The following is a 12,705-nucleotide window of genomic DNA, read 5'->3' as shown; positions in this document are numbered from 1 at the left end:
CAACCCGCTCGTCAACGCGCTGCTCGCGCCCGCGTTCGAGTGGGGCATCGCGAGCTACGACATCGAATGGGATCAGTACAAGGCCGGGTACAAGACCCGAGAGCAGATGATGTCCGACATGCGCGACCTGCGCGACAAGGCCGTCGGCATGGTGCTCAAGGACTACATCGCGACGCCGCTCGCGGCAGCAGCGGTCGGCGCCGTCGTCGGCAAGGCGTTCGGACGCCCCGCACGGTTCGCGTCGATCGCCGCACGTGCCCTCGGGGGCACGGTGGCCGCCAACGCGCTGCGCAACGTGTGGGCGCACTCGGTCATCTTCTGCGGGCACTTCCCCGACGGTGTCGACACCTTCGAAGAGGAGATGATCGACGGAGAGACGCGCGGTGACTGGTACGTGCGTCAGATGCTCGGCTCGGCCAACATCGACGGCACCCGCGTCTTCCACACCCTCACCGGCAACCTCAGCCACCAGATCGAGCACCACCTCTTCCCGGACCTGCCGAGCAACCGCTACATCGAGGTGGCCCCGAAGGTGCGCGACATCTGCCGCCGCTACGGGCTTCCCTACAACACCGGACGCTTCGGCCGTCAGCTCGGTTCGACGTGGAAGAACATCTGCGTGCTCGCCGTGCCGACCCGCGAGGAGTGGGCCGCCTACCGGGCTGCCTGAGTTCCCCGATCGGCGCGCCACAGGAATCGCACGATTCCTGTGGCGTACCGCATAATGACCTGTATCACGCCCGCATGCTCCGATCGGAGCGATATGGGCCCCGACGAAAGTTGACTCCCATGTCGCTCAAGACCCGTGCGCTCGCGGGCCTCGGCACCGCTGCTGTGGCCCTCTCCTTCGCCGCCCCCGCCGTCGCTGCTCCGACGCCGACGCCCACGGTGCCTCCGGCCGTCGCCCAGGCCGCCACGAAGCTTCCCCCGTTCCCGGATGAGAACGCCACGGACGCCGAGATCGAGGCGTGGCTGACGCAGGCCGCCAAGACCATGGGTCTGCCGGCCTTCCCGGGCGCCGACGCCACCGAGGCCGAGGCTTACGCCTTCGTCAACGCTGTCGTGAAGATGTTCGGCCTGCCGGCCCTGCCCGCCATGAACGCCTCCGACGCCGAGTTCGAGGCGTGGGCGAACAAGGTCGCGAAGATGTTCGGTCTGCCGGCTCTGCCCTCCATGGACGCTTCCGAAGCCGAGTGGGAGGCCTGGTTCACCAAGCTCATCGGCATGGAAGGGGAGATGCCGAGCGTGCCCGGCGCCACCCCGTCGCAGCCCGCCGAGACGGCCCCGCCGGCCGCCGGCCCCATTGTCCAGACCGACCGCGTCGTCACGCAGTCGTCCAACGCCACCGCCCTGACCGCCACGGGCTCCGCGGCAGCGCTCATCGCAGGTGCCGGCGTCGTCCTCGTCGCACGCCGCCGTCGCGCGATGCGCTGATCGATCGCTCCAGGCGAGCAAGTGGCGTCCGGCTTCGGCCGGGCGCCACTTTGTGTTTGCCGCGCCAGGGCGGGGTTCTCACGGGGTGTGGTGGCTGTTCGGGTAGCGGTTGCCTTTGCATCACGCCCCACGCCCTTGTTAGGAAGAAAGATCAGCCGAGAGGGCGAACGTGCCCTCCCACCCCCATCGTCGACACGAGAGGTGACCCATGTTCCACTCGAGCCGAAACCTTCGTCAGCGCGCAGCCGGAGTCGCCGGAGGCCTTGCCCTCCTCGGCACGGCGGGCATGGGTCTCGCGAGCGGCGCGAACGCCGCTACGTGGAGCCAGGCCAAGCCGACGCTTGACGCCATCAAGTTCTGCGAGAGCTCCAACAACTACCAGGCACAGAACCCGACGAGCACCGCCTCGGGCGCCTACCAGTTCCTCGACACCACGTGGCAGAGCCTCGACGCCTCGGCCGGGTACTCCCGCGCCAAGTTCGCGCCGGCCTCGGTGCAGGACGCCGCTGCTCTCGAGCTCTACAACGAGATGGGCACCTCGCCCTGGGCTGCCAGCAGCAGCTGCTGGGCCAAGTAAAGCCCTCGCTTCACGATGCGGCGCTCATCCCCGATGCGGGATGGGCGCCGTTCGTCATGCGGTATCCCGCGCCACGCACCGTCACGATGTCGCGGCGCCCGAAGGGACGGTCTAGCTTCGCACGCAGGTGACTGACGACCTGGTCGACGACGTTGGAACCCGCTTCGTGGCCCGCGCCCCATACGTGATCGGCGATCCGAGCGCGCGAGATGATCTGGCCGGGATGACGCATGAGGAGTTCGAGCAGGGCGAACTCACGCGCCGACAGCGCGATCGTCACGGGCTCACCCTTATCCTCGCGGACGGCACAGCGTGCCGCGCGATCGAGGCGAAGGTCGCCCAGGGTGAGGTCGTCCGGCAGGAGCGTCGGCGGGCGGCGCGTCAGAGCCCGCAGGCGTGCCGCCACCTCCGCGAATGGCACGGGTGAGACGACGACATCGTCGGCGCCGGAATCGAGGGCCGCGACCGTCTCGTTGCTGCTGCCGCGGCGAGCCATGACGAGAATCGGCGCACTCTCGCCCTCCTCGCGCAGCGCCGCAATCGTGGGCACGTCGTGAACTCCCGGGCGTGAGGAGCAGACGACGACCACGTCGACGTCGGACTCGCCCGCCAGCCACAACGCCTCGCCCCGCGCCTGCGCCGACTCGACGACGTACCCCTCCTGCTCGAGGGCTGGATGCAGTCGTTCGGCCACACGGCCGCCTTCGTCCACGATGAGTGCTTTCATGCCGCAGAACGTAGGGAGCACGGCTTTGAGTTCGATAAGAACGGTCGCCGCGCTGAGGGGCCCCGTCGGGCGGCGAGGCGGGGCTGCGAAGGCGTCACTCGGACGGCGCCCTTCCCACGTAACTCACTGCGGATCAACGGTTTTCATCTCCACTTCGACCACACTCCCGCTGCCTCACGGCTACTCACAGAAGGCACACAGCGTGTCGGCGGCGACATCCGGACGTCAGGCGGGGGCAACGAAGCCTCGTCACGGTTGATGACGTCAACCGATGAAAGGAACACCAGATGTCCCCCATGAAGAAGCCCATGCGAGTTCGAGCCATGACGGTCGCCGGTGGTATCGCCCTGCTCGGTGCAACCGGAGCCGGCCTCGCCGGTACCGCGAACGCCGCCACCACGTCGTCCGCGAGTTCCACGCTCGCCAAGATCAAGTACTGCGAGAGCGGCGGCAACTACCAGGCCGTGAACGCCTCGAGCGGCGCGGCCGGCGCCTACCAATTCCTCGACTCGACGTGGCGCAGCCTCTCGGCCGCGTCCGGCTACTCGACGGCCGCGTCGGCGCCTGCCTCCGTGCAGGACGCTGCGGCTCAGGAGCTCTACGCCCAGATGGGCACCTCGCCCTGGGCCGCGAGCAGCAGTTGCTGGTCGAGCATGACGAGCGCACCGGCCACGTCGTCGACGAGCGCGACCGCGAGCGCGAACACCACTGCAACCTCCAGCGCGTCGACCGCTGCGACCACGAGCACGACCTCGACCTCCTCCACGTCGTCCACCTCACCGACGACGCAAACGGGCAAGGCCGCGAAGCCGCACGCCCCGAAGGCCCAGAAGCCGGGGGCCAAGCACGCCCACGCCCCCGCGAAGAAGGCTGCGAAGCCGCACGGCAAGGACGCGAACAACCACGCGCCGCACGCACACGCCGGCAAGCATCACGCGAAGCCGAACACGCCAAAGCAGGCGAAGAAGGCGTCGAACACGCTGTCGCCGAAGGCAGCTCACGCCCCGGAACAGGCCGCTGCCTGACGTTCACCGGCCCCCCGCCGGCTCGCACCTGCTCGCCCCCGAGGGCAGGACGCGGGTCGGCGGGCATGTCGCGTCAGGCGGGGACGCGCGTCAGTCTCGACGCGTCGACTCGTACCACTCGGTGTACTCCTCGTGCGTCATGTCCCCGCTGATGACACGCATGTACTCCTCGCTGAATCCGCCCTCGTCCGCGGACTGCGGCCCCGACTCCATCTCACCGAGCGACTGCGCGTTCGGATGGACCTTCCCACCTGAGGTCGCGCTCCCGCGCTCGTCGACGAACTCGGGGGCGAGGTTCGACTGCGGCGCCGGCGCGGGGCTCTCGCTCGGCTCGGCGTCGGGATCCACACCGTCGACCAGCGTGGGAATCTTCTTCGCGAGTTCCCAGTTCTCCGGCAGTACCTGGCGCGCTCCGGGCTCACCGAACAGGTAATCGGCCATCTCCTGACGAGGCACCCACACTCCGCGCCCGGGCAGGTAGCGCTCGATGTTGCTGTTCGGGAGTTGCCGGATGAGAGCCCACGGCTCGCCGCCCGGATCCGAGATGACGAACCACCGCTCTTCGAGTCTCAATTCCATTTCTGACCACGCCCCTTCTGACGCGATCGTATCGAGCACGGGTCGTTCGAATCCTTGACTCCGGCGAGGACAAGACCGCGCGAATGGCGGATCGGGCGACGCGGTTCAGGCCTGCGCGTCGACGCCCGTCGTTGCCCGAGCGTTCGGACTCTGCTCGGCTTCCTGGGTGTGCACCCACTCGGCGATGAGTCCGACGATCTCCTCGTGGCGGCGCACCCATTGGATGTGCCCAACGCGGATGGCGGCGTGACGGCGCGTCACCCGGGCTCGCGGCACGAGTTTCAACAATTCCTCGAGCGCCGTGACAGGCGCGAGTGGGTCCTCGGGCAACGAGATGGCCAGCACGTCACCGGTGTAGGCGGCGAGGGCATCGTCGTAGCTGCGCTCGGCGCCCCTGGGCCGCACGTGCCCCGTTCGGGCCAGCCGGGCCCAATCCGCGACGAGAACGCCCGACTGGCGCCCCCAGAACTTGAGTCGGTCGCCGGGCCAGTACCCCACGGTGCGCGCCACGAACGCCATGAAACCCGTGCCCAGGTAGGAGCGCAGGAACCCGTTGCGCTCGAAGCCTCGCCAGTAGGGGCTGCCCGTCGCGACCAGGGCGAGGCCACGCGGCGAGAAGCCGGCCCGGGTGGCGTCGTCGCCGGCGTGCATCGCCGCTGCGAACAGTGCGATGTGGGCACCCAGGCTGTGACCGAGGATGTAGACGGGTGCCTCGGGGCGCTCCCGGTGCGCGTACGTCATCACTGCTTCGTGAACCTTCGTCGCGAGCGCGTCGTACCCGTACGAGGAATGACGCCCGACGCCGCGCGGAGTCTCCCGGCCCGGGTACTCGACAACGACGTTCGCGAGGCCCGCGGCGGCAAGCGCCGGCGCCAGATGACGGTAGAAGCGAGCGGGCGTTCCGAACGCCGGCCAGACGACGAGCAGCGGTGCGGCCTCGTCCTCGGCGGGGGTGAACGTGACCTCGACGTGCTCTCCGGGCGCCCATTCCAGCTTCACTCGCCGAACATTACCGACGAGTCACATGGCATGAGACAAGATTGGGTCATGGAAACGCGTTCGTTGTGGCTCGTGCGCCACGGGCAGGCGTCGTTCGGCAAGTCCGACTACGACAACCTCTCCGAGGCCGGGCACGAGCAGGCCTACCTGCTCGGCAAGGACTTCGCCCGCCGCGGCATCACGCCGTCCCTGCTCGTGAGCGGATCCATGAAGAGACATCGCCAGACGCTCGCGGAGATCGCCGCCGGCGCAGGGTGGACGCTCACCGACGTCACGGACGACACCGAGACGGCCGAAGCATCGGCCACGGGTGACAAGACCAAGAAGGACAAAGCCGACAGGGCCAAGTCCGCCACGACGGACGTTCCCGACCTCGGTGCCGACATCAGCGTCACGCACGCCCCGCCCGTTCTTCGTCGGCGCCTCGACGAGCGGTGGAACGAGCTCGACCACCGCGCACTGCTCACGGCCTACAAGCCGGCGTACAAGAACATGCTCGTGCTCAAGGCCGACATGGTGCGCACGCTGCGCCCCCGCATCGCCTTCGAGGACACCTTCGCCAAGGCCGTCGACCGCTGGAGCACCGGCGACTTCGACCACGACTACCCGGAGAGCTTCACCGAGTTCGCGACGCGCATCAACGATGCTCTCGGCTCGATCGTCGACGGCACCGAAGAGCACGTCGTCGTCGTGACGTCGGCGGGTCCGGTGTGCTGGACGATGGCGCACCTCGCTGCGGCCGACAGCCTCGACGCGTGGAAGCAGTTCACCCTCGCAGCGGTCAACACCGGCGTCACCCGCATCACGATCGACCGTCACGGCCCACACGTGCTCACGTTCAACGAGTTCACCCACCTCGACGGCCCGGATCTCGTGACGAACCGCTGAGCGGTGAACGCCCTGTCCGAGCCCAGGTTCGGGTGCGCGACAATGGCGGCATGACCGCACCGTCGACGACCCAGCTCCAGCTCACCCAGATGATGGGGACGCAGCAGACGAACCTTCTCGGAACGGTGCACGGCGGCAACGTCATGAAGTTCGTCGACGAGGCCGCCGGCTCCACGGCGGCCCGGTTCAGCGGCGGCCCCGCCGTGACGGCCGCGATGGACGAGATGGTGTTCCTCGCGCCGGTTCGCGTCGGTGATCTCCTTACCGTGAAGGCGCAGGTCAACTGGGCCGGCCGCACCTCCGTCGAGGTGGGCGTGCGCGTCGAGACGACACGCTGGGACGAGCTCACCGCACCCGTCCACGTCGCCACGGCCTTCCTCGTCATGGTGGCGGTCGACGAGAACGGAGCGCCGCGCACCGTGCCCGAACTCGTGCCGGAGACCGACGAGGACCGCCGCCGCTACCGCGCAGCCGAACTGCGTCGCGAGCACCGCCTGGCACGCCGTGCGGCCATTCAGGAGTTGGGCGCCGGCGAGGCGTCGCTCGAGCGTCCATGACGCTCACCCTGACGCAGCTCGCACAGTTCACGCTCGGGGCGGTTCTCATCGTCCTGCTGCCCGGCCCGAACTCCCTTTTCGTCGCGACGACGGCCGCAAAGGTTTCCCGCGCCGCGGGATGGCGTGCCGCTCTCGGCGTCTTCATCGGTGACGGCGTGCTCATGGTGCTGGCCGTGCTCGGCGCCGGCACGCTGCTGGCCGGCGGGTCGGTCTTCTTCCGCCTCCTGACGCTCGCAGGTGGCGCCTACCTCGCGTGGCTGGGTTTCGGTCTCATCCGCCAGGGCATCGCCCTGCGCCGCGAAGCTCGCCCTTCTGCCGCGGCGACAGGAGCAGAGCCGACGGAGACGACGCTCACGATGCACGACGCGCGCTACTCCCCGTTCCGCCGTTCGCTCGCGACGATCCTGCTCAACCCCAAGGCGATCCTTTTCTTCGCGGCGTTCTTCGTGCAGTTCGTCCACCCCGACGATCCGCACCTGTGGAGCAACTTCGGCGTGCTGGCCGTCATCATGCAGTGCATCAGCGCCGCCTACCTCGCCAACGTCATCGCGGTGAGTGCGCGACTGGGTCACCGCGCGAGCGGCCGCCCGGGCCTGGTGATCGGCGCTCACCTCGTCGCCGGAACGGCCTTCTGCCTCTTCGCCATCAAGCTGGCCTCCGCCTCGTTCTGAGACGGTTGCGGCGTGGGTGCCCGCACGGCGAGGCCGCTCGGTAATGTGACTCGGGTCACGTCCCCGTGGAGAGGTCCGCCATGTTCAGCGCCGCCGTGTCCGAGTCCGTCGCCACCGCCCGTCGCAACGCCCTCGGAGACGTGCTGCGGCGCAGCGCTGCGCGTGAGCCGAACAAGCTCGCGCTCGTCCACCGCGACACGAGCTACACCTACGCCGAGCTGAACGAGCGTGTCAACGCGTGCGCGAACGCCTTGGCCGAACGCGGTGTGACGAAGGGCCAGCGCGTCGCCCTGCTGTCGCACAACAACGCCGGGTTCGTCGTCGTGACGTTCGCGCTCGCCAAGCTCGGCGCCATCTGCGTTCCGGTCAACTTCATGCTCAACGCCGACGAGGTCGCCTACATCCTCGAGCACTCGGGCGCCCGCGGCCTCATCGTCGAGGACGCGCTCGTGCGGACGGCGGAGCGCGCCATGGGCAAGGCGAGCACCGACATCGGCCTACGCGTCGTCATCGGCGCCGCGGCTCCCGAGGGTTGGGAGGCGAGCGACACGCTGCTCGCCCACGAGGACACGAGCGAACCCGTCGTCGACATCGCCGACGACGACCCGCTGCAGCTCATGTACACGAGCGGCACCGAATCGCGCCCCAAGGGCACGATCATGACGAGCCGCAGCCTGCTTGCGCAGTACGTGAGCTGCATCGTCGAAGGGCGCTTCTCGCGTGACGACGTCGCCCTGCACGCGTTGCCGCTCTTCCACGTGGCCGCACAGCACTGCATGCTGACGCCGTACGCCTCCCTCGGCGCGACGAACGTCGTCCTCGACGGCCCGGAGCCGGGCGCGCTGCTCGAGGCGATCGAGCGGCACGGCGCCACGAGCCTGTTCTGCCCGCCGACCGTCTGGATCTCGCTCCTGCGTCACCCGGATTTCGACACGCGTGACCTGTCGTCGCTCAAGCGTGGGTACTACGGCGCATCGATCATGCCGGTTGAGATCGTCAAGGAGCTGAGCAAGCGGCTGCCGAACATCGACCTGTTCAATTTCTACGGCCAGACGGAGATGAGTGCACTCGCCCTCGTCCTCGGCCCGGAGGACCAACTGCGCAAGCCGGGATCCGCCGGTCGTGCGGCGATCTACGTCGAGACGCGCCTGATCGACGACGCCGGCGACGACGTGGCCCCCGGAGAGGTGGGCGAGATCGTCCACCGCAGTCCGCACGCGACGTGGGGATACTGGAACGACGAGGAGAAGACGGCCGCAGCCTTCGAGGGCGACTGGTTCCACTCGGGCGATCTCGGCACGCGTGACGACGAGGGCTACATCACGATCGTCGACCGCAAGAAGGACATGATCAAGACCGGCGGCGAGAACGTCGCGAGCCGCGAGGTCGAGGAAGCCATCTACACCCACCCGGCCGTCGCGGAGGTCGCGGTGTTCGGTGTGCCGCACCCGACGTGGATCGAGACCGTCGCCGCTGCCGTCACGCCCAAGGAGGGCCACGACGTGACGGTCGAGGAGTTGCGCGCCTACTGCCGCGAACGGCTGGCGGGCTTCAAGACCCCGACCGTCATCGTCATCGTCGATGCGCTACCGAAGAACGCGAGCGGCAAGATCCTGAAGCGTGACCTACGTCAGGAGCACGCCCAGGCGCAGCCGCTGGACGTGCCTCAGGGCTGACGCGCACCGGCGACGTCCTCGGGGTAGCCCTCGTAGAACGGCACGTAGCCCTCCTTCGTCAGCACCCAGACGCGGTCGTCGCCCGCACCGGCGTAGCCCGCGTCGCGCAGTTCGACCTTGCGTGACTTGAACGTCGACGTCTGCTCGAGTGACTCGACCTCACGCACGAACAGCGGCACGGCGTACTTGGGCAGCATCTCGGCAAGGCGGCCGGCCACGTCACTGGAGTCGAAGTCCTCGCGCAGGACGACGGCAGCCATGCCCGCACGGCCGTCGCTCCCCGGAACCTCGACGCCGTAGACGGCACAGTCCTGCACCTGCGGGAGGCGCTCGAGCGCAGCCTCGACCTCGGTCGTCGCGACGTTCTCACCCTTCCAGCGGAAGGTGTCGCCGAGGCGGTCGACGAAGGCCACGTGTTGGAAGCCCTGACGGCGCACGAGGTCGCCGGTGACGAACCAGCAGTCACCCTTGCGGAAGCCGTCACGCAGCAGCTTCTTCTCGGTCTCACCCTCGTCGGTGTAGCCGTCGAACGGCTGGCCGGAGGTCACCTTGGCGAGTAGGAGGCCGGCTTCGCCGGTCTTGACCTGCTCGAGGCGGCCCTTCGCGTTGCGCAGCGCGTCGCCGGTGTCCGGGTCGTAGCGGACGACCTTGTGCGGCAGCGGGCACGTGCCGGCGGTCTCGTCGAGGTTGTAGGCGTTGATGAACGCGATGTTGCACTCGCTGGCGCCGTAGAACTCGGCGATGCGCTCGATGCCGAACCGTTCCTGGAACTCGCGCCAGATGTCGGTGCGCAGACCGTTGCCGACGATGACACGCACGCGGTGCTGACGCTCGATCGGACGCTCGGGCTGGCCGAGCAGGTAGCGGCACAGTTCACCGATGTAGACGAACGAGCTCGCGTCGAAGCGGACGATGTCGTCCCAGAAGTTCGAGACCGAGAACTTGCCCGCAATGGCCATGGACGCGCCGCCGTTGAGCACCGCACCGAGCGCGACCGTCACGGCGTTGTTGTGGTACAGCGGGAGGCAGCAGTAGAGCGTGTCGTCCGGTCGCAGGCGCACGCCGAGACCGCCGAGACCGGAGTAGGACTTGAGCCAGCGGTGGTGGCTCATGATCGAGGCCTTGGGCATGCCCGTCGTGCCCGACGTGAAGATGTAGTAGGCATTCTCGTGGCCACGCGTCTCGGCGCACTCGGACGGGTTCTGCGCGGCAGGTGCGGGCGCACCATCGGCGGCGGCGCGCATCTCGTCGAGCGTCATGACGTTCTGCTGCCCCGCGGAGGGCGCGGTCTCGAGGCTCTCGCGCAGCGACTCCTCGAGGACGACGACGCGGGCGTCGAGAATGCCGAGGCTGTGGTCGAGTACGTCCCCGCGCTGGTTGTAGTTGAGCAGGCCGCTCACCGCGCCGAGCTTCACCGTCGCGAGCATGACGAGCAGCATGTCGATGGAGTTGTGGGAGAGCAGCCCCACGACGTCCCCGCGCTTCACCCCGGCGTCGCGCAGCACAGACGCGTACCGGTTGACGCGTTCGTTGGCCTCGCCGTAGGTGAGGCGGCCCTCGTCGGCGATGACGAAGGTGCGCTCGGGCTGCTTGCCCGCAAGATCCTGGAAGACGGCACCGATGGAGGACTTCGTCGTCGGCCGCCGCACGAGCAGACCAGGGGCGTTGCGAGCTACCTGCCCCAGCTCGGGCGTCATGCGGGCCATCCCGCGGGCCATGTCCAGCACAGTCACTCGGCGACGCGTCGACACGCAAATCACTTCCTTGTTCCTCGAGTCGGGGTCTGGCGTAAACCCTACCTACGCGGAAGTAACAAAGCAGCGGCGTACTCGAACTTCATGGAAATTGCCATAGCCGGGTACTGCAGAGGACCATCAGCCCCACACATGCGCTTGACGCCGTCTGGGCGAAGCACCGCTCCCAACCTGAAGAAACGTGAGTATGCCAGCCCCTCTCGAGCCTCGATACACGCTCAAAGATGTCGCCGATCGCGCAGGTGTCGCCATCTCGACGGCTTCGCTCGTGTTCAGCGGTAAGCGTCCCGTGGCCGAGCCCACGCGCGAGCGTGTGCTGAAGGCCGCGGCCGACCTCGACTACGGCGGGCCCAACCCCCTCGCGTCGTCACTGCGACAGGGACGCTCGGGCATCATCGGCGTCTTCGCCGAGGGACGTCTTATGAACTCCTTCAGCGACCCCTTCGCCGTCAGCATCCTCGACGGCCTGGCTCAGCACCTCGGGCAGAACTCCGCCGGCATCCTGCTCATGCCGGCACAGGGCGCCGGCCAGGACGAACTCGTGCGGCGCACAGCGGGCATCCCGCTCGACGCCGTGGTCTTCCCGCTCGGCGGGTATGTCTCCTCCGCGCTCCTCGAGCATATGCGTCACCGTCGCATCCCGCTCGTGGGCACCGGTTACCCCGAGGCAGACGACGTCCTGCACCTCCACATGGACGAGCGCGGAGCCGCTCGGGCGATCGCGCAGCACCTCTATGACCTCGGGCATCGTGACGTCGCACTCCTCCAGCTTTCCGGCGCGGGGCCCAACGCTCAGCGAGACGTCATGAACCCCGAGGCGCTCGATCGCACTGCAGGCTTCCTCGAGGTGTTCCCCGAAGCCGTCGTCACATCACAGCGGGCGAGAGTTCCATCGAGGGTGGCTACGAGGCCAGCGAACGCCTGTTCTCCGACATTCACCCCTTCACAGCTATCGCGGCGCAGTCCGACCTGATGGCCGTGGGAGCGATCCGAAGCATCGGCGCACACGGCCGCTCCACACCAGCCGACATCAGTGTGGGCCAGCTTCGACGGCATCGACCTTCCGTGGCTGGTGGGCACCCTCACCACGATCGACCAGCGTGGCCAGGAGAAGGGCCGCACCATTGCGGACATGGTGACATCCGCTCTGGCAGGTACGCGGGAGAACCGTGAGCATTCGTTCACTCTCGTCCAGGGCACGTCGACGGACGCTCCCCCGCAGCACGCCCACGCGTGACATCTGCTTGACGCTCCCCCCTCCGGAACGCAGCAAAGGCCCCCGTCGGCGACGGGGGCCTTTCTGCTACCCACTTCTCGAGCTGAGCAAGTCGACGGGAGATGTTCTCGACGGCACGGATCGAGGATTTGCTTCTGGGTATGCGGAAGGCCCTGAACCTGACTGGTCATGTTGTGTGCTCCGAGCCAACCCGATTGTTGGGGGCTTCGAGGAACACTGAACATGACGTGATCGTCTTGGTTCAGGGCCTTCTCTTTTTGAAGAAGTCCGGCGGCGTCCTACTCTCCCACACCCTGGCGAGTGCAGTACCATCGGCGCTGAAGGGCTTAGCTTCCGGGTTCGGAATGTGACCGGGCGTTTCCCACTTCGCTATAACCACCGTAACACTATGAAACTAACCAACTCATCTGACCAGATGTGGTTGTTGTTTCAGAATTACACAGGGACGCGAGCACCAGAACAATTGGTGATGTTTTAAGTTGTCGGTTTATTAGTACCGGTCAGCTTCACTCATTACTGAGCTTCCACATCCGGCCTATCAACCCCATCGTCTCTAGGGAACCTCTCAACACCGTAGTGTC

At 67.7% G+C, this 12,705-nt stretch carries 14 protein-coding genes and 2 rRNA genes; 10 read left to right on the top strand and 6 right to left on the bottom strand.

Annotation, left to right across the window (positions count from 1 at the left end; genetic code table 11):
* The 3 genes from AA983_RS14465 to AA983_RS15900 form a co-directional block, all read left to right on the top strand.
* On the top strand, nucleotides 1–670 hold a 670-nt coding region (locus AA983_RS14465), incomplete at its 5' end, for an acyl-CoA desaturase (protein WP_047313020.1).
* A 119-nt stretch (nucleotides 671–789) separates the two neighbouring features.
* On the top strand, nucleotides 790–1,434 hold the full coding sequence (locus tag AA983_RS14460; RefSeq protein ID WP_047313019.1) for a hypothetical protein: 645 nt from the start codon (nucleotides 790–792) through the stop codon (nucleotides 1,432–1,434).
* 208 nt (nucleotides 1,435–1,642) lie between these two features.
* On the top strand, nucleotides 1,643–2,011 hold the full coding sequence (locus tag AA983_RS15900; RefSeq protein ID WP_052947189.1) for a transglycosylase family protein: 369 nt from the start codon (nucleotides 1,643–1,645) through the stop codon (nucleotides 2,009–2,011).
* A gap of 10 nt (nucleotides 2,012–2,021) precedes the next feature.
* Here the strand turns inward: AA983_RS15900 and AA983_RS14450 are convergent, their stop codons facing one another.
* Entirely contained in the window at nucleotides 2,022–2,738 is a 717-nt protein-coding gene (locus AA983_RS14450; protein WP_047313018.1) for a response regulator transcription factor, read from the bottom strand.
* Nucleotides 2,739–3,025: 287 nt separating this feature from the next.
* On the opposite strand from AA983_RS14450, the gene AA983_RS15930 reads away from it, so the two are divergent.
* Nucleotides 3,026–3,763 (top strand): transglycosylase family protein, encoded by a 738-nt coding sequence (locus AA983_RS15930; protein WP_156170478.1) that lies wholly within the window; start codon nucleotides 3,026–3,028, stop codon nucleotides 3,761–3,763.
* Between the two features lie 90 nt (nucleotides 3,764–3,853).
* Here AA983_RS15930 and AA983_RS14440 read toward each other — a convergent pair whose 3' ends face one another.
* Together AA983_RS14440 and AA983_RS14435 are read right to left on the bottom strand one after the other, a co-directional pair.
* A complete protein-coding gene (locus AA983_RS14440) occupies nucleotides 3,854–4,342 on the bottom strand; it encodes a hypothetical protein (RefSeq protein ID WP_047313017.1) in 489 nt (162 codons plus the stop codon).
* A 105-nt stretch (nucleotides 4,343–4,447) separates the two neighbouring features.
* Entirely contained in the window at nucleotides 4,448–5,341 is an 894-nt protein-coding gene (locus AA983_RS14435; protein WP_052947188.1) for an alpha/beta fold hydrolase, read from the bottom strand.
* A 48-nt stretch (nucleotides 5,342–5,389) separates the two neighbouring features.
* On the opposite strand from AA983_RS14435, the gene AA983_RS14430 reads away from it, so the two are divergent.
* The 4 genes from AA983_RS14430 (at nucleotide 5,390) to AA983_RS14415 (ending at nucleotide 9,133) form a co-directional block, all read left to right on the top strand.
* Complete coding sequence (locus AA983_RS14430) at nucleotides 5,390–6,229, top strand: histidine phosphatase family protein (RefSeq protein ID WP_047313016.1); 840 nt, start codon at nucleotides 5,390–5,392, stop codon at nucleotides 6,227–6,229.
* 50 nt (nucleotides 6,230–6,279) lie between these two features.
* Nucleotides 6,280–6,786 (top strand): acyl-CoA thioesterase, encoded by a 507-nt coding sequence (locus tag AA983_RS14425; protein WP_047313015.1) that lies wholly within the window; start codon nucleotides 6,280–6,282, stop codon nucleotides 6,784–6,786.
* Complete coding sequence (leuE, locus tag AA983_RS14420) at nucleotides 6,783–7,457, top strand: leucine efflux protein LeuE (protein ID WP_047313014.1); 675 nt, start codon at nucleotides 6,783–6,785, stop codon at nucleotides 7,455–7,457. The genes AA983_RS14425 and leuE overlap by 4 nt, the downstream gene beginning before the upstream one ends.
* A gap of 80 nt (nucleotides 7,458–7,537) precedes the next feature.
* Nucleotides 7,538–9,133, top strand: a complete 1,596-nt coding sequence (locus AA983_RS14415; RefSeq protein WP_047313013.1) for a fatty acyl-CoA synthetase — start codon at nucleotides 7,538–7,540, stop codon at nucleotides 9,131–9,133.
* On the opposite strand, the gene AA983_RS14410 is transcribed toward AA983_RS14415, so the two are convergent.
* A complete protein-coding gene (locus AA983_RS14410; protein ID WP_255352639.1) occupies nucleotides 9,124–10,866 on the bottom strand; it encodes a long-chain-acyl-CoA synthetase in 1,743 nt (580 codons plus the stop codon). The two genes, AA983_RS14415 and AA983_RS14410, sit on opposite strands and share 10 nt — an antisense overlap.
* A 208-nt stretch (nucleotides 10,867–11,074) precedes the next feature.
* On the opposite strand from AA983_RS14410, the gene AA983_RS14405 reads away from it, so the two are divergent.
* The gene (locus AA983_RS14405; protein ID WP_052947187.1) at nucleotides 11,075–11,860 is read left to right on the top strand and encodes a LacI family DNA-binding transcriptional regulator; all 786 of its coding nucleotides are present in this window, start codon (nucleotides 11,075–11,077) and stop codon (nucleotides 11,858–11,860) included.
* A 60-nt stretch (nucleotides 11,861–11,920) separates the two neighbouring features.
* Entirely contained in the window at nucleotides 11,921–12,124 is a 204-nt protein-coding gene (locus AA983_RS15890) for a hypothetical protein (protein WP_052947186.1), read from the top strand.
* 265 nt (nucleotides 12,125–12,389) lie between these two features.
* Here the strand turns inward: AA983_RS15890 and rrf are convergent.
* Together rrf and AA983_RS15720 are read right to left on the bottom strand one after the other, a co-directional pair.
* Nucleotides 12,390–12,507 (bottom strand): 5S ribosomal RNA (gene rrf, locus AA983_RS14400).
* 86 nt (nucleotides 12,508–12,593) lie between these two features.
* Nucleotides 12,594–12,705 (bottom strand): 23S ribosomal RNA (locus AA983_RS15720); the annotation flags it as partial.

The organism is Dermacoccus sp. PE3, from assembly GCF_001021715.1.
GTDB classification, from domain to species: Bacteria; Actinomycetota; Actinomycetes; order Actinomycetales; family Dermatophilaceae; genus Dermacoccus; species Dermacoccus abyssi.
This window is presented reverse-complemented; position numbering and strand designations above follow the sequence as displayed.